The following is a 21439-nucleotide window of genomic DNA, read 5'->3' as shown; positions in this document are numbered from 1 at the left end:
TAAGTTAAAAAAAAATGAACATCTTGCGCAAAAGTATCTGCAAAGCTAATTTTGTCACCTTTTTTTTAACAAAATTATGCAGTCAAATTTCAGCTTACTTTTTCAACTCAAAAAACCCAAAAATTACGAATCGGGCCCGATACCAATTTACGCAAGAATAACTGTAAATGGCTATAGATCAAAACTTTCCGCCAACTGTGAAGTTGACCCTCTGGAGTGGAATATTGCTGCCGGTCGGATGAAAGAAACTAAGGAGAACGTCAAATCCCCAAACACTTACCTTGATCAATTCAGGGCAAATATGTATGCCGCTCAGCAGGCGCTCAATCAAAAAGAAGAAAAATTAACTACCCAACGCCTAAAAGATACCTATTTAGGCAAAGAGCAAAAGGCGAGGTTTATGCTCGAGATTTTCAAAGAACGTAACCGTCAAGTAAATGCATTGATAGGAAACGAATTTTCCGCCGGCACTGCTACCAGATATGAAACATCACTAAAACACACGCAGAATTTCATCATGTGTAAATATCGGGTGGCCGACGATTGGTTAAATTTTTGTTAAGCCTCGCCAATTATGATTAATTTCATCATGATTTATAATTATTTTATTGCTTCCCGCTTTAATATGTAGGACGTTTCTCTTTCTAAGGAGTTAGGACTTTGATTAATTGGTGCAGTGTAAGTGCTCCTCAGTACGCCTATGTTTTTATTTTTTCCGTTCTTCAATTTTAAGGATCTCGGGCGAGATCAAAACATAATCATATTTCTCGATGACCTGATAAGCATCCCTTGATAGGGAGTTATCGTATCGGACCTTTAATGGCCTGAGATCAAGCAAAACCCATTTGTCCTTATCATACAATTTTAAAAACACGCTCGGGTTCTCTTTTTCATCGCTGACAAAATCATCCACTAACTTAGCATTTTCAAAAGTATATCGTACCATTAAATATACGTTGGCGAACCCAGTTTTATTGTGTTGGGCAAGTTCGTAAACAGCGTTGCCGATATCATACAAGTTGGTTTGCAAATTCATTCCTTTAGCTAAATGATTGTTTCCCATTTTAAAAAACACTTTTTCGTTTTTAGATGCATGATCATAATATTTAAAGAAATTATTCTTCATCAAAATGGCACGGCCTGCGTTGTCATTGTTGCGGTAAATTTCTTTAGAGATATTAACCGCGTTCAAAACGGTTTTATATCGCCTTTGGGGGATGACGTTCCTAAAGCTATCTAAAAGCTGCGTACTCGGGTACCACCACCTGGCTTGTAAGCTATCGTAAACGGCTTTATAGCGTTGTCGTAAATTATTCGATTGCGCATAGTAAACTTTGCCAAGGCAGTAAGGAAAACTCATTTGAAATTCCTGATCGATCCCCCAGATGGTAAAATTAAATTTATTGGCGGCAAGCAGCATCTGGGCGTCTTCCCGGGTGCTGAAAAACGGGAAAGTACCGATTTGCGGATACCCGTCTCTGTACAGCTGTTCTAATGTATCTGCCGGGCTTTCAGCACGCGAGATCCGCATTAATTCTGATGCTGCAAAAGGGCCTGTTTCAACGCACCATTTCTTATAACCGTGTTTGCTGGCGCTTGCCAGGGCACAAGCTGTTAATTGGGAAAGTAAGGGAGAATTATGATATTCACCCCAGGCAACAAACTGGTTATCGGCAAACAAATTTTCTAGAGTATCCCAGCCTTTGCCAACCGGCTGCTGCCCGTTAAAGGTAAAATAGCTGGTGTTAGCTGCGATACACTTGTTCAATTTATCCGCGTCGGTAAGGGTTTTCTTTGTCTGGCTGAAGCTTAAATTCGATGCCAGAAGTACTACTAATAAAAGGTTTTTTTTCATTTGCTTTAATATTGATCAGGGTTATTGAAAGAGAGGGTGATGCGATTTATGCTTAAGCCATTTGAGGGCGGCGATTACCTTCAGGTCGTTTTTTAAATTATCAAAATCATCACCCGCTATCAGCTCGTCATCGGGTTTAACGTCATCGGCGTACACGTGTCCGTTCCGATCGGCTTCTACTGCTGTAGCTACAAATACACCTATCTCATTGGTGTATTGAAAGGAAGTATTAGAAGTGGTATATCCACCGGTATTTTCACCGATAAACCAGGTGTTTCCCCGGCCTTTAAAGGAGATGGCCAGTGCCTCACCCGAACTGCAGGTATAAGGGCCTATCAATACCACAACTTTTAAATTGTATAATGCTTTACCCCGCCGGTTGATGGTACATACCGTATCCGACCCGCTATATACCTTATCAACAGCGTTGCTGCTCTTAACATTCCAGCTTTCTTCTTTATTTGTCCCGGGGAAAATAAATGCGCCTAATTTACCGGGTTCAAATAAATTGGTTAAGCCACCTATCATGGCATACATATCACCGCCGGGGTTTAACCGCAAATCGATGACCAGGCCTTTTAATTTTGCCGGATCAAGCGCCGCCAGCGAATCCCTGATCTGCCTGGCTATTTCGTTAACCGCGCCATGGTGCGTGGGGTTATTATCCGGGATGAGCAGGTATCCATAGCCTTTTTCGAGTGTTTCCTTTTTTAGTTGATACCCCTCCTTTATCTTCTTTATCAGTATGGCGTGTGTTGTTTTATCCAGCGGTTTATTGTTTCCCTGCCAGCCGTAGTATCTATTGTTATAGGTAATAAAGCCATGGTAGTCACCCAATAATTGATAAAGTAGCTGAACGGCAGGTAAAGCTTCTTTAATGGTGCCTGCGTTTGCAGCTTTAAAACGCACACTGTCTGCTATTTTTTTCCAGTTGGCCTGGCTGCTGAAAAGTGAGTTATTCTTGCTGAATTGCAACAGTGTATCTATCAGGTGGCGTGCGCTATCTGCCTGCTGTGCCTTAACCGTTCCATTATTTAACACAAATGCAAATAGTATTACAAATCGTAAAAGGTTTATAGTTTTCATTATCGTTATTTTTTTGTACGGTACAAATATGCCCAGGCTATCCCGCCTGCTAAATTTTGTTATCCCAAAGCCCCAAAGTATTATCCCAAAGCCGCTTTGAAGCGCTATATCATTTTAGTAGCCGATGTAAAAGCTTTGGTATAACGAAAAGGCCTGTTGGGATAATAAAACCTTAGTGTTAGCTGCTGTTGATATATATTTGGATCATGAAAAGAAATCGGGTAGCCATTTACTATCTGTTGGCATGGGCCTGTTATACGCTTTACCTGTATATTGATAACATAGCCAATAGCAGGGGTTCCCAGCCTTATGTATGGTCGAACCTTTTAGCCAGTTTTGTTGAATTTTCTTTCTGTTTCTTTTTTGTCTATCCGAGGTTTTTAAAGTTAAAGAAGCTTCCGCTGCTTATTTCAGGGCTGATCATAGCCGATGGCTTATTTGTCGGTTGCCGCTACCTGATTGAAGAAGTGATCTATTTATGGTTGCTTGGATATGGCAATTACGATCCATCCGTAAAGTTGCTTTACTATATCAGTGATAACTGGTGGCGGGCCATGCAGCCCATTTTATTCAGCTTTATTGCCTGGGCACTAATGGATACTTACCATAAGGAACAGGAAACAGAACAATTGAAACAGGAAAAAATACGTGCAGAGCTGCTGTTTTTAAAAACACAGATAAACCCCCATTTTTTATACAATACGCTCAATTACTTATATTCGTTAGCTTACCCTGTATCAGAAAAGGTGGCTGATGCTATCATTAAACTTTCGCAGCTCATGCGCTACATGCTCAATAACAGTATTGATGGCATGCTTAACCTGCAACAGGAAATTGAGTATTTAGAAAATTATATCGAGATCTATCGCCTGCGTTTTGAGGAGGACTTTTTTGTTGAATTTAAAACAACCGGCAATTTTAACGAAAAAAAGGTTGCGTCACTGATACTGATACCTTTTGTAGAAAACGCCTTTAAACACGGGGTGGTTAATGATGCACAAAGGCCGGTAAAGATATTGATCAGCACAACAGGTCAGTTGCTCTCCATGGTGGTAAGTAATAAGATCAGTCATAGCCAAAAGGACACTTCCAGCGGTATCGGACTGCTGAATATCAAACGCCGGCTGGAATTAATCTATCCGGACGGTTTTGAACTATTAATCAGCAATAACGGTGAAACTTACAAAGCAACGCTGAATATCAGATTAACTGACAGTAATAATTAACGTTAATAAGAAAAAATGATACGCTGCCTTGCCGTTGACGACGAAGCTTACGCTACCAAAATGATAGCCGATTATATCGCTAAAGTACCTTATCTGGAACTTGCAGGTATTACCACCAACGCAATTGAGGCGCTAAGCAGGATTCAAAGTGGAGATATAGACCTGGTTTTTCTAGATATCCAGATGCCGGAACTCACCGGCATCCAGTTCTTAAAACTTTGTGGCAATAAATGTAAAGTGATTTTAACCACCGCCTATTCCCAGTATGCGCTTGATGGTTTTGAAAATGACGTAATAGATTACCTTTTAAAACCAATTGCTTTCGATCGGTTTTTAAAAGCTGCACAAAAAGCCTTCAATCAGATCACTGCAGCACGAAGCTTCGCCACAGGCTTTCCGGACAGAACGCCGCCAATTGTGCCCCACACAGAACCGCATTATATGTTTATTAAAGGAGAAAATAAAAACAAATTCCTCAAAATAGATTTCAACGAGATATTGTACATTGAAGGCCTTAAAAACTATGTTTCCATTTTTACTTCATCGCAAAGACTGGTGACCTATCAAAGCTTGCGCGACCTGAGTGAGCAGCTACCTCAGCCTCCGTTTTACAGGGTGCATAAATCATATATTGTTTCGATAGATAAGATCAGGATGATTGATGGTCATACCCTTTTTATAGGCGAGCAAGCTATACCGATCGGTGAAACCTACCGTACTAGTTTTTTCAAAAAAATCAGGGATTTTGAATAAGAAACTTGAGATCAAATTATAGTTTGGCGGTAATATCGCGTAGGGATTTTACTTTCAGGGGACGAACGATTTTTGAGAATTTTAAGTGCTTAACTATAAAACATCAGCAAGCAACTGATAATGAGGCGTTATGAAATATACACTTGTCTATTTCGAAAAAAGTTCACCTTTCTAATGTTTAAGCGGCCAGGAATGCCCCCTAAATTGGGGTTGTGAAAGCGTTATTTATTTTGTGATAGTAGATGTAGGAAATGGTTAAAATTCCCAAAAATATCAACGGAAAAAAAGCGAGGCCTACCAAGCCTTCAACTGCAAAGTAACTTATTGACGCAAATAAAAAGTCAAATGCAAAGCCTGCGTAAGCCCATTCTTTTAACCGTTTCGGAATTTGGGGGATTATCAAAACTATTGTACCTAAAACTTTAAATACTACCAATGCATTTCCAAAGTAGGCCGGGTAACCCAGGTGCCTGATCCCTTCTTTTGCAGGTTCTGTTTGTGAAGTAAGCGCGGGCATTACCCCTTCAAAAAGGAAAATTATAATTGTAGTTGTCCAAAAAATGATTTTATCTTTTTTCATTTCCGTAAGTTTAAATTGTGCGTTAATTTATAAATTAATTTTTGTTTACGTTGCAGCTCAGCAGCCAATGGTTCCCAAATTTGTCTGTAAGGTCGCCAAATAATGCTCCCCAGAAAGATTCTTCAATTGGATGATCTTTTTTACCGGCATTTGAAAGTTTTGTATATAAGTTTCTAATTTCTTCTTCGGTACCACATTCAAGTGAAAGTGAAACATTGTTTCCTTTTATAAGCCCTGCTTGTGGGGTCATGTCTGAACCCAGCAACACAATTGACCCGTTATTGAGCGTTGCATGTAAAATACAGTCCTTCATTTGTTCCGGCATTTTACCGGACAATGGTGATTCACCAACGGTTTGTAATGAAAGTTCGCCACCCAAACATTCTTTGTAAAATGTCATTGCCTCGCGGCAGTTGCCGTTAAATGTAAGATAAGAATTGATCTGTGCCATTTCCATTTTTTTTACCCCTTAATTGAATTAACAATACAAAGATGTTTGGTTGTTTAAAAAAAATGGATGTGTAAAAAAGACAACAAATGGGTGATTTACGACAAACTTAGTTTTACCTTTACCAGATACTTAAATTTTATTCCAAATGAAGAGCGTTAGTATTCTTGTTCCTGAAAGCTCGGTGCTGCAAGCCATAGCCGACCCTCAGTATCTATTTTCTGTGGTTAATGAATTTATGGTAGTGAATGGCAAAAAGCCTTTATTTGATGTGCAATTGGTTGGTTTGACGAAAGAGATAAAACTCAATGGGGGTTTATTTTCGGTAAACCCATCGCAACTTTTAAAAGATGTTAAGAAAACTGACCTGGTTATAATTCCCGCTTTATTTGGCAGCATGAAAAATGCCATTGCTCAAAATCAAAAACTTTTACCCTGGATAAATGACCAGTATAATAAAGGTGCAGAAGTTGCCTCACTTTGTGTTGGCGCATTTTTATTGGCTTCTACAGGCTTGCTTAATGGCAAAAAATGTTCAACGCACTGGGGTTTTCAAAATGAGTTTCGGGAAATGTTTCCCGATGTTGAAGTAATTGATGGCAGTATTGTTACGGAAGAACACCGTATTTATTCGAGCGGAGGCGCCAACTCTTACTGGAATTTGCTTTTGTATTTAGTTGAAAAATACACCGACAGGCAAACCGCCATATTAGCATCTAAATATTTTGCTATTGATATTGACAGGGAAAGCCAGTCTGCTTTTTCCATGTTCCAGGGCCAGAAAAACCATAACGACGAAGCGATTAAACAAAGCCAGGAATTTATTGAAAAAAATATCCGGGAAAGAATAACTATTGATGAACTGGCCGATTTGGCTTTATTAGGCCGAAGAAGTTTTGAACGACGGTTTAAGGTTGCTACAAATAATTCAGTTTTGGAATATATTAACCGGGTAAAGATTGAAACCGCCAAAAGAAGTTTTGAAACAAGCCGTAAAAATATAAATGAAGTTATGTACGATGTCGGTTACTCCGACACCAAAGCGTTTCGTACTATATTTAAAAAAATCACCGGCCTCACCCCTATCGAATATCGGAACAAGTACAATAAAATGTCTTTTGCGAATTAATTTTTATGCCATGAATAACGGCATTAGAAAAGCTATTTAGTATCGCACGAGGCATAGATTCCATAATTAGCAACCAAATTTCATCTATCTCCAACAGTTCATTACTGGAAGCCCCAACACCTGAATTTTGGTTGTCATTATAACGACTTTGATAATGATCGCTTAGTTTTTTAAGTTGGTCCTCATATTTATCAAGGCCGTAATCCCTTATCTTTTTAGGATTCTAATAATCAATTCCGATAATTTATTGTTGTTCAATACTTCAAAATTCAGGCAATGATAATAGCCTATTAATAAAAATATTAACTTTCATCCATTTCCAACAGCAAATTAGCTATCAATGCGGTCCAACCGGTTTGGTGGGAAGCACCCAGGCCCTGGCCGGTATCTCCATTAAAAAACTCATAAAATAAATGGTGTTCTTTAAAATATTCGTCTGCCCATTGTTCCTGGGTGCTGGAATGATACTGGTACGCCCCCTCCTCATTCTTTTCAAAAATATTTAACAGCCTTTTGGTAAGCTCATTGGCTATTTGTTTAAGCGTTAGTTTATTGCCAGACCGTGCCGGAAACTCATACGTATAGGAATCGCCATAATACTCATAATATTTTCTCAGCGCATTTATTATCAAATAATTAATGGGCAGCCATATTGGCCCGCGCCAGTTGGAATTGCCGCCAAACATAGAGCTTGAGCTTTCACCGGGTTCATATTGGATGCTGTATTCGCTTCCTTTATAGCCAAATATAAAAGGCTTGTCCCGGTAACATTTCGACAATGAACGGATCCCGTAATCCGATAAAAACTCATCCTCGTCTAAAAGCCTTTTCAACAGTTGTTCAAGGCGGTCGCCAACCATAATGGCAAATAAGTAGTTACCATCTTTGTTTTTGGTTTCAATATCAGAAATTACCTTTGTTAAATCGGGCCTGGTGCGTTTAATACTGCCCAGCCTGGCATTAAATTCGTTCAGTTTTTTAAACAGGTCCACGTTCATTATTTCTACGGCCAGCAAAGGAATAATGCCAACAAGCGAACGAACTTTTAATCGCTGGTTGGTGCCGTTTTCAAATTGGATAGCATCATAGTAAAATGCGTCTTCTTCGTCCCACAAAGCCATATCCCTTTTGCCTATATGGTGCATGGCCCAGCCTATATTTAAAAAGTGGCGAAAAAATTTAGCTGCCGATTCTTCATAAGCCAGGTTGTGTTGTGCCAGTTCCAGCGAAATGCGCAGCATATTAATGGAGTACATCGCCATCCAGCTGGTTGCATCTGCCTGCTGCAGCCTGGTAATACCGGGCGGCATGTGGTTCCTGTCGAAAACGCCGATATTATCCAGACCAAGAAAACCACCTTCAAATATATCGGTGCCATTCGCGTCTTTTTGATTTACCCACCAGGTAAAGTTCATCAATAGCTTTTGAAACGACCTTTCCAGGAAATCCCAGTCGGGGATACCCGTCTTCTTTTTGTCGGCCTCGTACACATACCAAACACTCCAGGCATGAACGGGCGGGTTTACATCGCTGAAATTCCATTCGTAGGCAGGTATTTGCCCGTTGGGATGCATATAATATTCCCTGAGGATTACCAGCAATTGCTGTTTTGCAAACTCCGGATCGATATGTACAAAGGTAGCTGCATGGAAAGCCAGGTCCCAGGCTGCAAACCAGGGATATTCCCATTTATCCGGCATTGATATAATATTTCGGCAGGTAAGGTGCTGCCAGTCATAATTACGCTGAAAGTTGCGCGGTAATTGTTTTTCATGGGGTTCGCCAAACAGCCATTTAAATACGTCGAAGTAATAAAACTGCTTACCCCATAATAGTCCCCCCAACGCACTTCGCAATAAACCTTTTTGTTTGCCCGATAAAGCAGCCGGTGCCAGCTTATTGTAATAGCTGTCTGTTTCTGACAGGCGTATTTCAAAAATTTCGTCAAAATCCGCCCAGGGGGCTTCCATCTGCACCGTGCTTAGCCTTACCTTAAAGGTTTTAAATGATCCCGGCGCCACGTCTGCTTTTAGCCAAATGGCAGCTTTTGTCCCTTTTTTTTCAGGGTTTATTGTTTTTTGATCATTAATTACGTAGTTATTAATACCATCTTTTACAAAAGCGGTTTCATTAGTTTTATGAAAAATACGCTCGCTGTTGGTTTCATTTTCACAAAAAAGTTGTTCGCCACCATCATGGTAAAAATAGTAAGTGCCATTCCGGCTTGAATTTGTCTGCAAACAATTGTTTGAGATCGACCTAATTTCAGGGCTGTTATAACGGGGGTTGTGCCGCCAGAAGTTGCGGAACCATAATTGTGGCAGTACATGAATGGCAGCCGTTTCAGGTCCCCGGTTGTGTATTGTAATTTGCATCAAAATATCTTTCGTGCCTGCTTTTGCATATTCAATAACACAGTCAAAATAGCGGTTATCCTTAAAAACGGTAGTATCGAGTATTTCAAATTCGGGGGTTAAACGGTCCCTTTCGTTTTTTTGCAGCAGTTCCATATATGGAAAAGCAGCCTGCGGATACTTATAAAGGAACTTACAATAAGAGTGCGTGGGCGACGAGTCGAGATGAAAATAGAGTTCTTTTACATCTTCACCATGGTTCCCTTCCTGGTTTGTTAATCCAAAAAGTCTTTCCTTCAAAATAGTATCCTTACCATTCCAAAATACAGGTGCCAGGCACAATACCTGTTCAATATCACAAAAGCCTGCAATGCCGTCCTCGCCCCACCTGTAGGCATAACTTCGTGCCAAATCATGGTTTATATAGCTCCATGTGTTTCCGGAAGCGCTGTAGTCTTCCCTAACTGTGCCCCATTGCCGTTCAGAAATATATGGACCCCATACTTTCCATTTCCTTTCGCTCTGCGGTTTGGAAAGTCGTGTGTTTTCCATGATTATTCCTAATTAATTTTGATAATATAGCCCGATTGAAATCTCAATATAGTCAAAATCTATCTTAACGCCAATTAAAGCACTGTTACACTTCATTAAGTGTTTAATCATACAAAAAAGATCATTAAAAATTTCAGTCACCGGGATAGAAAGGCAATACTTTGGATAGCACAGTATTTTATAAGTCATAATGCTTTGGGTAAATATATAATGAAGTTGGCAACAGGGATTCAATCGTTTAGCTAATCCTTGCCAAATTAAAAGTCAGCTTGCACCAAAAGGCTTTCCGGCGTACCTTAGTAATTATGGAACATGTGCTCAATTGCCTGGTCATTGACGATGACCCCGAAGTAAATACCTATGTCTGCGAGTTGGTTAGTCAAACCCCATTCCTGCAACTGACCGGCTCTTATGACAATGCGCCGGCGGCTCTCCATGACCTGGAAACCGGGACTGTTGACCTATTGATACTGGACATTAACCTGCCGGGTATAGATGGTGTTACTTTTGCACGTACCTTAAAAGATAGCGGTCGCCCTGGTCCTCGTGTTATCCTGATCAGCGGCTCACGGGAATATGCAGTAGATGGTTACAAGGTGGATGCCGTAGATTACCTGGTAAAGCCTTTTTTATACGAAGACTTTTTTCGGGCCGTAGCAAAAGTTCGCAGCATGATGAGCCAGCCTAAGGCGGTTCCGGGTGATGACCACCTCTTTCTTAAAGTAGAACACGAACTAGTTAGGGTAAATATCGGCGAGATCCGTTACATAGAAAGTTTTAAAGATTATGTAAAAGTGTTTACAGGCGATAAGATGATCACTGCATTGTCCACACTCAAAGCAATGGAAGAACGTGTTGCCGGGCACAGATTTATGCGGATCCACCGTTCCTTTATCGTTAACCTCGATAAGATCGATTCGATCCAACACCTTACTGTTCGTTTCGGTAAAACAATTATCCCCGTCACCGAGCAATACAGGGAAGTGTTCCGTGCTGAGTTTCGTGACTGGCTTTAACTGACGGGAGCAGCTTTTCATCGTTCGGCGGCCGGCTTCGGTCGAACCGGCTTGCACCCTTTTAAAAGTCGTTGTTCATTTGACTAAATTTAAATGAATAACCATGAAAAAGATATTATTAATAGCCCTTATTATCGGTCTTGGCGCCGCATGCAAGGCATCCGGTCAAAATGATTCTACTAAAAAGGATACTGCAAAAATTAACAACCAGATAGCTAAGCTGAATAAAAAGTTGAATGACCTGCAGGACGAGTTAACCAAGGTACAAAACCGTTTGCCTGAAGAACAATCCGCAGCAGACGAAGCCGCGAGCAATTCCAATAAAGCCCAGGAAAAAAGCCGGCGGCAGGCCGCTTCAGCAGTCGGAGGCGATGCCGGCGACACCCGCAAAGCGGCAAAAGCAGCAAAGAAAGCTGCCAACGAGACCGGTGACGCGGAATACGCGGCCGGCAAAGTAGAAAAGGATCAGAAAAAAATCAGGGAAATTAACAAGGATATTGAAAAGACGAAAGAAAAGATTACAAAGATGCAGCAAGACAATGGATAGAACTTAACCTGATCTGGCATTTTAAATTTCACGGACCCCAGCAACGAGAGAAGGACCTTTACCTTGATCAACCGCTACTTAACAACATCCTGTTATCTACCTATGGTAAATAACAGGATGTTTTGATTAAATTTTGTCAGCCAATATCCGCGGAAAAAGAGACAATCAATAGAGGGATTAAAAAATCAAATTTGAGGAAGTAATTTTAATAAATAAAGTATAATAATGTATTTAATTATTAAATTATGTATAACATTGCACTATATAGTCCTGACTTTAAATAATATGCCCCCCTATAAACCGGGTATTAATGAGTTTTAGGTAATAAATATGTACTTAATGAGTAAAGCGTTAAATTTAGATGTTAGAAATACTGACCGTGTAATCGAGATGGCCTGGGAAGATCGCACTTCGTTTGACGCCATTAAGCTGCAGTTCGGAATCAACGAACAACAGGTAATTGAGCTAATGCGCAGGGAATTAAAATTAACCAGCTTTAAATTATGGCGCACCCGGGTTCAGGGACGCAGCACCAAACATCAAAGCTTAGGTGAACCTTCTGATTTAAGATTTAAATGCAGCATGCAAAAACACATTAGCTTTAATAAAATCAGCAAAAGAAAGTGACCCTAAATAATCAGACTATCACTAACAACTTAAAACAGGCCAGGGAAGAACAAATCATTACAGATGCAATATTTACCTTGATGAACTAAAATTATTTTTCTCTAAGCTTCTTCAATAACTAATTCAACTACAAACAGGAACAATAAGATCCTGATTTTTTACCGGTTGTTTATGATCCCGGTAACAATTTTCTTCTCCTATTTTACATTTCGCAGTTAACAAGTTCAGCATTTTTTAAGCTGTTTTTTTCAGTACCCCGGTAAGTCTATATCTTAATTTCCATTGTAATAATATATATCAAATGAACAAAATTTCTAAAATCGAATTTGCGATATTAACTATGATCATCGCTATCATATTTATATCAGAGTACTATTACATTATCCTCAAGGACCACGATCGCGCCATATTTATTGGGCTTTGGCCTCCTACAATGGTGGGTTTACTGATTTATTTTAACCTTAAAAAGAACAGGTAATATGGAAAATTTAGATCTGATCATTCTTACGTCCATAGTGACCATATTATATGTTGGCTTTGCCTGGGGACTTTTTTCTGCGCAAAAAAAACAACAGCACACCAGGAGCGAAACCCATTCTTAACAAACTTACAATTAACCAGCTTTTTTATGAATACCCTTTCAATTTGTGCCCAGGTCATCGTTGCAGTTACCGTACTTTATGTATGGATAGTCCGTTATGACAACATCCTAAAAGAGTTTAAGCAATTCGAAATTTCGGATTTATTAAGAAATTTTGTTGGCGCAACGAAAACAGCACTGTCAACGCTTTTAATTGCCGGGATTTGGTATCCGGAGTTGGTGATGATTCCTGCACTATTGATGGCCGTATTGATGGGGTGTGCCCAGATGGCCCATATTAAAGTTCGAAACCCCTGGCAAAAGTTTGTACCGTCAGGGATTTTGCTATTGCTCTCCCTGTTTATCGCCGGCGTTCATGCCGGAGTAATTTAATTTTCATGCTGCTAAAAATTTTAACCATAATTTCCGCTGCTTCATTCATTTATTATGGAATCAGCTTCTTTACAAACTCAGGTATGGAGGAAGAATTTCGGCGCTATAACCTGGATAAATTCAGGAAATTTATCGGGGTATTGCAATTGCTCGGCGGATCAGGATTACTGGCAGGATTATTTTGGCAACCTGGTTTAATCATATCGTCCGGCGGCCTTGCCTTATTAATGCTGGTAGGTTTCGGGGTGAGGGTTAAGATGAAGGATGGTTTACTAGCGTCAATGCCCTCTTTTATTTTTATGCTTTTAAATTCGTACATCTGCTTCGCCGCAATTTGCAGGTAATAACAGTATGTATAAAACTAATTGTTCCCATGGATGCTTATATCTTTATACATAATGTGCATGATATTGATGTGCGGAGCGGTGATTACCGCGAGGCCCAATATCATATAAATAACCATTGTAGCGAGCGTATTGCAGACTGGTGGCGCTTCATGTACATGAAGTGAGTGTTAATTTAGTTTGATCTGTGATTTTGTTTAGTGTTAGCAGAAAGCTAATGTTCTTTAATTAAGAACGTTAGGTAAATTCGCTTACTTCACTGCAAACTGGTATAAACCAGAATCAGAAGTATTACCGTTAACATCCCGGGTGATCACTCTCCAATAATAAGTTGTACCTGATATTACACTTACCCCGTTTACAAAACTATCGGAGATGGCGTTTTTAAAGATGGCCGGCGTTTTGGTGGTTCCAAAATAAACGTCGTAATTGGTGATGGTGTTGTTGTCAATTGCGCTGCCGGTCCAGGTTAAGTTGATAGCGCCTGTTGTTGACGCTATACTTTGTCCATAAGTTGGAGAAGTAATCTCAGCAGGATAAGGTGCATAGGTAACTACACCCGGCCCTGAATTGTAAAACTTCCAGGTAGCACTTTGTGCAGTAACGGTTGTTCTGTTAGATTTGGATATGATATACCAAGAGTAAGGTGTATTCCTGCTTAAGATAACAGTTAATTTCGTATCAGTTGTGGTTTGTGTGCTGGTGGCCGCTGTTAACAGGTTTTTAATGTACAGATCGTAGCTGTTGGCATTATCAGCAGCGTTCCACATAAATGTAATGGAGCTTTGGGTATTAGAAATTATTGTACCTGTGGTGCAAACCGCATTCTGTGTCGGTAAAGTAAGTGCTGCCATAGTCGGGTTGGGAACAGGGTTGTTCTTCTTGCCCCCGCAGGCTATTAACAAAAATAATAAGGGTATAACTAATAGTTTTTCTCTCATTTCTTGATAATCTTAAATATTTTATCCGAACTATCCGTCGAAAGGTGAAGCGCATAAACCCCTCCTTGCAGGCCGGTGAGATCAAGTTGAATTACACCTGATTGATTAATATATTGCTTTGTATAAACCAGCTTTCCGTCCCCAACATTATGGATCTCGATACTTACGTTATTGACCATTGTATTTCCTACATTCAAATTTAAGGAATTTTGAAATGGCATAGGGTAAGGGATGATCTTGCCTGAGATGTTGATAAATCGCTTAAAACTACCCTGGCAAAGCCTGTCTGTAGTTACCGTCAGGTCATTGGTTCCTTCACCAAGCGGCAGGGTAATACTGTTGCTACTGGTAGCATAAGCAGTGCCATTTAAAATAATATTGTAACGACTTCCACCACTCAATCCCAGAGTTAGGCTATTGTCTGAATTGATCACGGAATAAACAGATAGGTTCTTTGGCTCTGTGATCACAACATCATAGCATTGGGCGTAATCCGGCTGCCCTGCTACCGTAATACATACATGGTAGCTCCCGGCAGCGATGTTATTGATAGCTGTTGATGTGGTAAAAGGATAAGGCGTACTTAACCCATTGCCAGTTATCGTAGCTGTATAGGCCATGCTTTGCACTGCTGTAATATTCACTGAACCATCGTTGTTGCCTATGCAGGTAGCGCTGGTTGCAGATACGGAAAAATTATTTGCAGGAAGTGTGAAAACAGATTTGACATTGACGACCGCCGATGTTTGTGAAACGCCATTGGCCGTTATAGTCACCGTATAAGCGCCACTTTGTTTAGCTATATAAGTTGAAGCTGTTGCCCCGGCTATAACGGTACCGCCGTTACTCCACTGATAGTTATAACCGGTAGCAGGACTTGCTGTTAAAACAACCGAACCGGTTGAAAGAAAGGTAACCGGACCGTTTGCTGTAATAGCGGGCAGCGGGACAAATATAAACCCGCCAAATGTGCCTGTGCCAAAAGGTGTTTTTACGGATACATTGCCGGTTGATCCGTTATCTACAACGGCGGTAATAACCGTTGGCGAGCTGATTACGAATGACTTGGCGGGTGTATCGCCAAAGGTGACGTTTGTTGCTGCTGTAAAATTATTACCGTTAATTACTATGGTGCCATCGGTAATAGCCGCGGCCGGAGTAATACTGGTAATGGTTGGGGCAGCATTTGATGCCACTGTAATATGTATTACATAGCTACTGTTGCCGCCTGCGTTATAAGCTGTGACAATATAAGCTTTTGCCGGAGCAGGTGTCGTAGGTGTTCCGCTAATGATGCCTGTTTTACCGTCAAAAGTTAATCCGGCTGGTAAGACGGAATCTATTGTGTAACCTGTAAGGATCATCTTTGATATAGTTTGGGTATTTACGTCAGCTATGATAAGATTTCCGTCTCTGTCAATCGTTTGACCGGTAGTGGTTACAGGACCAGTATTGGGATAAACCGGGTAATTAGCGGAGTAATATAAATTATCCTTTATATCCACACCAATACCATACGAGGGGTTGATCAGGCCAGATACAACCGTAGAAACCACACTGTCTTTAGTGATCTTTCGTATATTATGGGCGTTAAGATCCGTCACAAATAGATTTTCTGCTGTATCCATAGCCATACCCTGGGGAAGTTCAAAAAACGCATGTGAACCTACACCATCCGGTGGATGGCCAGCCTTAAAACTAACCCCTGCATTGTCGGTTAAATTACCTGCAAAAGTGGTGACTACTCCAGCCGGCGTTATTTTCCTTATAGAGGCAACATCAGTTACGTATAAGTCGCCGGTCTTACTTACAACCATTCCTCCGGGATGAGAAAAGGCGGCTGCGTTGCCGGTACCATCTTTTTGCTTTGAACCACTTATAGTTGTTCCGGCAAAAGGGCCGATCATTCCTGAATGACTAACTTTTTGTATTGTACTGTAGAGGTTTTCCGAAATGTAAATATTGCCGGCGCCGTCAAGAGCAACACCGTTAATACCGGGAAAAAGTGCAGCTGATGCCAGTCCCGGAGGTGGGTTTGACGTAAATTTTCCATTCATGTCTAACGTTGTTACAACTGCATTTGGAGATATCCTTCTAACTTTCGATCGATCCGTAACATAAATATTGCCCGAAGCGTCAGTAGCTAAGTTTAGCGGATAAATGAAGCTTGCTTTTGTGCCAATGGCGTCAAAAGAAATAGTGGGAGGGCCTCCCCCGGCAATAATGCTTGTTGACCCGTAGGTAGTTTGAGGAACCACACCTCCTGTATTTTTTGGCGCTAATGGAATAATAGGGGTAGATGTTACAAAATAAGCCGGCACATTATTATAAGCAATTTTAGGTGGCTTCATATACTTTGGAGCCGGCGGCAATTTAACGTCAATAGTTACAGATGCGGTACTGCTGCCGTAACTATTGCTGGCAGTTATGTAAAAAGTCTGCGGGCCACCTGGTACATTAGGAGTTCCGCTTATAATTCCTGTATTAGGGTCAAAAACCAATCCGTCCGGTAATGAAGGGCCTTGTATTGTATAACTGCCCGTAACATCTACGCGCATGATGGTATTAATACCCGGGAAATAAATACTGCCATGGTAATATGTTATCGTTGCTCCGGATAATCCTTTTACAATGGTTGTTACAACTCCCCCGGGGCTTACTTTCCGCAAGGAGCCATTGCCGTCTAAAACATATTTATTACCTACGCCGTCTATAGCCAGTCCGGATAAATTATTAAAGCTGGCAGTGGTACCCGGGCCATCGTTATTTCCAATCGCTCCATAGCCTGCTTCAGTACTCACCAAACTATCGGGGGTTATTTTCCGTAAACGTAAATTGTAATAATCAGCTATAAATAAATTACCGCTGTTATCTGCTACTATGCCGATTGGTTGATTAAATCTTGCCGTTGTACCGTACCCATCTATAAATCCAGGCGAACCATCACCTGCAAAAGTGCTCACGTACTGTGAAGTGTTTATCTTTCGTATTTTATTTTGTGTTGTTAAATAAATATTCCCGGCATTATCCAGCGTTATGCCAACCGGCACAGAAAGACTTGCACTGGTACCCTGCCCATCCTGAGCATTAATTCTAATACCTGGGGCACCGCCCCCTGCCACTGTTGTGACCACACCACCGGCACTGATTTTTCGCACCAATCCGTTACTATACGTACCACCAAAAGGTTCCACAACGTATATATTTCTATTAATATCTGCAGCTAAACCTGCCGGGTTGTTAAAGCTCGCCGAGGCTGCCGGCCCATCTGCTGATCCATCGGTTCCGTTGCCTGCATAGGTACTCACAACACCACCGGGTGTTATCTTCCTGATAAATGCATGCTTGCCGGCATTGTTCGGAATGTTCCTGTCCGAAACATATAAATTACCTAACGAATCAACAGCTATACCGGAAGGAGAAGCAAAACTGGCCGCAGTACCCTTACCATTAACCGTACCGTATTGACCGTTACCCGCAAACGTGCTTACTTTGCCAAACTGCGATGCAGGTATGGACCCACCGGTATTTACCGGAATAAGCTTAACTGCCTTACCTGCTGTAAATGTTAGCGGCGTTGTATAAGTAATATTTGGTTTTTGGGCAAAAATATTCCCGGCAAATAAAAATGTGGTTGTTATAAGCAGCAACTTATAAAATACTTGCGGGTAAAACCTAAGCATAGGCGGTGGATTAGGTATTTTTAATTGATTATCAGAACCATACACTATAAAAGTGATAATAAAACTTCACTATTACAGTATTATATTGCTTTTTAAAACACTCCCTGGTCTAAATTTAGCGCAGCGCAACTTAGATCCACAATACCCAAAGCTTTCAGTTTAATAAAATAAACGGTACTAAGCCTTTCTGGCGGATAAATTATTCTTTTGGGATGTGGTGTAGGTAACCGCATTGGTTTCGCAAGCAGAATGCTTGCCATTTTTTAGGTCTAAGTTGCGCTGCGCTAAATTTAGACCAGTCGGAGGGTTTTCTGCAAAACTTTTATTACTTATATCTAATTAACTTTAGTTCTAACAATAAAACGTGAGCGAATATCTAACCTCATTCGGCTAACAAAATCGATGACGATGAGATAATCTGAACATTCCATAGCATTTGTCGGCGTTCCTGTACACTATTGCTGCAATTCGATTAATTTGTTCCGTGCATTGTCATTTTGCGGATTTAAGGAAAGTGATTTTGAATAATTTTTCCTGGCACCCGCTTTATCTCCGGCTTTCATTAATGCTTCACCAAGGCTATCGTACGCATCGGCAGATTTAGGATATAAAAACACCATGTGTTTAAAAATAGATAAAGCTTTAACTATTTGGCCAACACCAAGATAAAAATATCCAGTTTCATTCAAATCGCCTTCGCCAGCGCCGCTTTCTGATATTCCCTTTGCCTTTTGAGCGTCAAAGTATTTCAACATTACATCGACACCAGCAACTTGTGCAATAAGAAGAAATGTTTTTGGTTTTTGTTCAAATTTATAATTCCAACCAAATTCTTTGCTAACATTTTGCAGCAGAATATCCCAAAGATGCTCTCCGTTATCTGAGTTGGCGAGCAGGACAAGTCCGTTGCCCGTTTTCCAGTTCATGACAAGGAGGCTTTCAAAACCCTCATTTTGCCCATTATGACTATACAAACCCTCATTTATTGGATCAAGATGAAAACATTGTGCTCCTCCATCAATAAAGGGCGTTACCATAGCTTTTGCCAGTTGTTTTGGCAGGATGGCATTTGGCATGTTATTTTGAGCGCGACCTAAACCAATTGCGAACTTCGCTAAATCTGTTGCTGTAGTCCAAAGGCCTGCCGGTCCTTGTTCGGGGTAAATAAACCATTGACCTGGAACCTGATTTCCATTTGAGTTGGTTCCTGAAGCAGCCTTTGAATGCCATTTATCCGGTAATGGTTGAATGAAAGTGCTATTTGTCATTCCAAGTTTATCAAGTACAAGGTCACTCATAACGGTCGAAAATGGTTTCTTTGTGACATCAGTCAATAGTAATTGCTCGATTACAATCCCGCCCCCTGAATAACTTTCCATTTCTCCCGGTACTGCTATAACTCTTATCGCGGGATTATTGGCCGGTTGTTCCCCGTCCAAAATTTGTTTTAGCGTTGGTATTGGCAGCTTTCTGTTATACCCTGCGAAACCATGCACGTTTACTCCAGCACGGTGAGAAATCAGTTCTCTTAGCGTAACAGGATGTTGTTCAGTAAAACTATTCGAGGGAACTTTCCATGTGGTAAGAAAATGGTTAACATCTTCGTCAAGCGTTAAAACCTGTTTGTTCACAAGCAACATGGAAGCCATAGCAGTAACGGGTTTGCTTACAGAAGCAGCTTGAAATAACGTTGCAGGTCTAACTCGTTGAGATGAGCCTTGAGCCACAACACCATAACCCTTAGTAAAAACAATTTTATAATTACTAATAACAGCAATGCTAAGTCCTGGGACATGAAGAGATGCCATTAATTGCGAAAGGTTCAAATCCATGTAGTTCCTTCCATCAGAAAGCGGCATTTCGAGCCTTATCTTTTCAACTCGATTCATACGGGCAATTGCCGATCTTGTAGAAGAAGCAGGCAATGACACCTTAAGAGACTGAGCAGTCACATTGCTGACAATGAAATAAAGAAATAATGGAAGTATCCTTTTCATAATATAATTTTGACAAAGTTCTACCATTTAAATGAAAAGAATAAGTAAAAAACGGACAATAAAAAAATCGCTTTTTGATATATAGTTGTCATAAACTTGACCGAAGCCAAATTAAAGTCCCCGTGCTACTCCCTCGTCTAAGTTTAGCAGCGTAACTTAGATCTATAATAACCAAGGCTTTAAGCTTAATAAAATAAATCGCACTAAGCCTTTCGGGCCGGTATATTGATTTTTTGGTATGTGGCGTAGATAAACGCGTTGGTCTCGCAAGCAGAATGCTTGGCGTTTTTTAGGTATAAGTTGCGCTAAACTTAGACCAGTCGGGCAAAAGTACGTCTCTGCACTTTTAGCCTACGCAAGATAATCGCCGGACGGAGAGAAATCCTTCGTAGCGCCAATTTCAAGCTTATACCCTTTGCCGCGTACAACAATGATGTTGATCCCGGGATCAAGTTCCAGCTTTTTTCTGAGTTTGGAGATGAACATATCCAGGCTGCGCCCCACAATGACACCTTCATCTTCCCATATCTCTTTTTGCAGCCGGCTTCTTTCTATAACCTCGTTAGGCGATAGGGCGAAAATAAGCAGCACACGGGTTTCCGTCCGGGTAAGGTCTGTTGGCTTTCCATTTATAAGGAGTTTGCGATCCTGTACATCGAACAACACGGAGCCCAGGGTAAGCATGCCGGCGGGCTGGTCGCCGGGCAGCGCGGTGCGTGGCCTAAATGACCTGAAGGAAATAAAACCAACCAATGCTAAAAATGAAAGGCCGCCCAAAAGGTATCCGTTCTTTGCGGTAGTTATGCCCGTAGGTTTAAATTTGATTTCGATCATGTAACATCCCCGGGGTTGCTTTCTGCCTATACAGGCTACAATATCGTCCTTTTTATTGTTGGATACAGCGTATCCATAAGCTACGCTGGAGCTGCCGCAGTTCAGCACATTGACCACATAATCGCCCGCGAGCGGGTCTTTGGCCAGCAAGCGCCGGGTAGTGTTCACCAGGGAGTCCGGCCGAAAAGTAAGCTCATTTTCAAACGTGATCTGGTATTCATTTGCTGCGATCTTATTTACCGGCAGCACCCTCGACGTACTGTCGCCTGACTGCAAGAGCAGTTCGTGCCCGATCCTGCGGAGCAAAACTTCCCTCCTCGCGATATCAAAGTCGTCACTGCCGGACATACTGAAAGCTACACAAATTGCAGACGCCATTAAAAGCAGTATCGATCCAAAAAGGTACCTGCCTTTCCCGTAAAGGAGATTTCGGCTATCACGCATAGTGTCAAGATTTTATTTACAAAGTTTACATTTTTATTTACAATTAAAGC

Annotated in this window: 21 protein-coding genes; 12 read left to right on the top strand and 9 right to left on the bottom strand. The window is 41.0% G+C overall.

The window, feature by feature from the left end; genetic code table 11:
- Window positions 1-76: 76 nt before the first annotated feature.
- Complete coding sequence (locus tag MuYL_RS11485; RefSeq protein ID WP_094570707.1) at window positions 77-562, top strand: Arm DNA-binding domain-containing protein; 486 nt, start codon at window positions 77-79, stop codon at window positions 560-562.
- Between the two features lie 144 nt (window positions 563-706).
- Here MuYL_RS11485 and MuYL_RS11480 read toward each other — a convergent pair whose 3' ends face one another.
- Both MuYL_RS11480 and MuYL_RS11475 read right to left on the bottom strand, forming a co-directional pair.
- On the bottom strand, window positions 707-1855 hold the full coding sequence (locus MuYL_RS11480; RefSeq protein WP_094570706.1) for a hypothetical protein: 1149 nt from the start codon (window positions 1853-1855) through the stop codon (window positions 707-709).
- A 21-nt stretch (window positions 1856-1876) separates the two neighbouring features.
- Window positions 1877-2941: a S41 family peptidase gene (locus MuYL_RS11475; RefSeq protein ID WP_094570705.1), complete on the bottom strand. Its 1065-nt coding sequence runs from the start codon at window positions 2939-2941 to the stop codon at window positions 1877-1879.
- 206 nt (window positions 2942-3147) lie between these two features.
- On the opposite strand from MuYL_RS11475, the gene MuYL_RS11470 reads away from it, so the two are divergent.
- Together MuYL_RS11470 and MuYL_RS11465 are read left to right on the top strand one after the other, a co-directional pair.
- Window positions 3148-4167: a sensor histidine kinase gene (locus tag MuYL_RS11470; protein WP_094570704.1), complete on the top strand. Its 1020-nt coding sequence runs from the start codon at window positions 3148-3150 to the stop codon at window positions 4165-4167.
- Window positions 4168-4182: 15 nt separating this feature from the next.
- The gene (locus MuYL_RS11465) at window positions 4183-4920 is read left to right on the top strand and encodes a LytR/AlgR family response regulator transcription factor (RefSeq protein ID WP_094570703.1); all 738 of its coding nucleotides are present in this window, start codon (window positions 4183-4185) and stop codon (window positions 4918-4920) included.
- A 199-nt stretch (window positions 4921-5119) separates the two neighbouring features.
- Here MuYL_RS11465 and MuYL_RS11460 read toward each other — a convergent pair whose 3' ends face one another.
- Both MuYL_RS11460 and MuYL_RS11455 read right to left on the bottom strand, forming a co-directional pair.
- On the bottom strand, window positions 5120-5500 hold the full coding sequence (locus MuYL_RS11460; RefSeq protein WP_094570702.1) for a DoxX family protein: 381 nt from the start codon (window positions 5498-5500) through the stop codon (window positions 5120-5122).
- 34 nt (window positions 5501-5534) lie between these two features.
- Window positions 5535-5951 carry a VOC family protein gene (locus tag MuYL_RS11455; protein ID WP_094572919.1) on the bottom strand — a complete coding sequence of 139 codons (417 nt, stop codon included), beginning with the start codon at window positions 5949-5951 and terminating at the stop codon, window positions 5535-5537.
- A gap of 145 nt (window positions 5952-6096) precedes the next feature.
- Here MuYL_RS11455 and MuYL_RS11450 point away from each other — a divergent pair, with 145 nt between their 5' ends.
- Window positions 6097-7077: a GlxA family transcriptional regulator gene (locus tag MuYL_RS11450; RefSeq protein ID WP_094570701.1), complete on the top strand. Its 981-nt coding sequence runs from the start codon at window positions 6097-6099 to the stop codon at window positions 7075-7077.
- Between the two features lie 302 nt (window positions 7078-7379).
- Here the strand turns inward: MuYL_RS11450 and MuYL_RS11445 are convergent, their stop codons facing one another.
- Window positions 7380-9983, bottom strand: coding sequence for an MGH1-like glycoside hydrolase domain-containing protein (locus MuYL_RS11445; protein ID WP_094570700.1), 2604 nt, complete (start codon window positions 9981-9983; stop codon window positions 7380-7382).
- A gap of 305 nt (window positions 9984-10288) precedes the next feature.
- On the opposite strand from MuYL_RS11445, the gene MuYL_RS11440 reads away from it, so the two are divergent.
- From MuYL_RS11440 to MuYL_RS23185, 8 genes are all read left to right on the top strand, one after another.
- A complete protein-coding gene (locus MuYL_RS11440; RefSeq protein ID WP_094570699.1) occupies window positions 10289-10999 on the top strand; it encodes a LytR/AlgR family response regulator transcription factor in 711 nt (236 codons plus the stop codon).
- 103 nt (window positions 11000-11102) lie between these two features.
- A complete protein-coding gene (locus MuYL_RS23455; RefSeq protein WP_094570698.1) occupies window positions 11103-11546 on the top strand; it encodes a hypothetical protein in 444 nt (147 codons plus the stop codon).
- Between the two features lie 339 nt (window positions 11547-11885).
- On the top strand, window positions 11886-12173 hold the full coding sequence (locus MuYL_RS11430; RefSeq protein ID WP_094570697.1) for a TIGR03643 family protein: 288 nt from the start codon (window positions 11886-11888) through the stop codon (window positions 12171-12173).
- 301 nt (window positions 12174-12474) lie between these two features.
- Window positions 12475-12651, top strand: a complete 177-nt coding sequence (locus MuYL_RS23450) for a hypothetical protein (RefSeq protein WP_170309748.1) — start codon at window positions 12475-12477, stop codon at window positions 12649-12651.
- A gap of 1 nt (window position 12652) precedes the next feature.
- Entirely contained in the window at window positions 12653-12775 is a 123-nt protein-coding gene (locus tag MuYL_RS23755) for a hypothetical protein (RefSeq protein WP_262493683.1), read from the top strand.
- A gap of 26 nt (window positions 12776-12801) precedes the next feature.
- A complete protein-coding gene (locus tag MuYL_RS11425; RefSeq protein ID WP_094570696.1) occupies window positions 12802-13146 on the top strand; it encodes a DoxX family protein in 345 nt (114 codons plus the stop codon).
- Between the two features lie 5 nt (window positions 13147-13151).
- Window positions 13152-13490, top strand: coding sequence for a DoxX family protein (locus MuYL_RS11420; protein WP_094570695.1), 339 nt, complete (start codon window positions 13152-13154; stop codon window positions 13488-13490).
- 29 nt (window positions 13491-13519) lie between these two features.
- Complete coding sequence (locus MuYL_RS23185; RefSeq protein WP_157740776.1) at window positions 13520-13657, top strand: hypothetical protein; 138 nt, start codon at window positions 13520-13522, stop codon at window positions 13655-13657.
- A gap of 84 nt (window positions 13658-13741) precedes the next feature.
- Here MuYL_RS23185 and MuYL_RS11415 read toward each other — a convergent pair whose 3' ends face one another.
- From MuYL_RS11415 to MuYL_RS11400, 4 genes are all read right to left on the bottom strand, one after another.
- Window positions 13742-14431: a hypothetical protein gene (locus MuYL_RS11415; protein ID WP_157740774.1), complete on the bottom strand. Its 690-nt coding sequence runs from the start codon at window positions 14429-14431 to the stop codon at window positions 13742-13744.
- Entirely contained in the window at window positions 14428-18114 is a 3687-nt protein-coding gene (locus tag MuYL_RS11410; RefSeq protein ID WP_094570693.1) for a putative Ig domain-containing protein, read from the bottom strand. The genes MuYL_RS11415 and MuYL_RS11410 overlap by 4 nt, the downstream gene beginning before the upstream one ends.
- A gap of 455 nt (window positions 18115-18569) precedes the next feature.
- Complete coding sequence (locus MuYL_RS11405) at window positions 18570-20111, bottom strand: serine hydrolase domain-containing protein (protein WP_170309747.1); 1542 nt, start codon at window positions 20109-20111, stop codon at window positions 18570-18572.
- A 351-nt stretch (window positions 20112-20462) separates the two neighbouring features.
- Window positions 20463-21389, bottom strand: coding sequence for a winged helix-turn-helix domain-containing protein (locus MuYL_RS11400; protein WP_094570691.1), 927 nt, complete (start codon window positions 21387-21389; stop codon window positions 20463-20465).
- Window positions 21390-21439 lie beyond the last annotated feature (50 nt).

It is taken from the genome of Mucilaginibacter xinganensis (assembly GCF_002257585.1).
Lineage (GTDB): Bacteria > Bacteroidota > Bacteroidia > Sphingobacteriales > Sphingobacteriaceae > Mucilaginibacter > Mucilaginibacter xinganensis.
The sequence above is the reverse complement of the archived record's forward strand: the minus strand, read 5'-3'. Positions and strand labels throughout refer to the sequence as shown.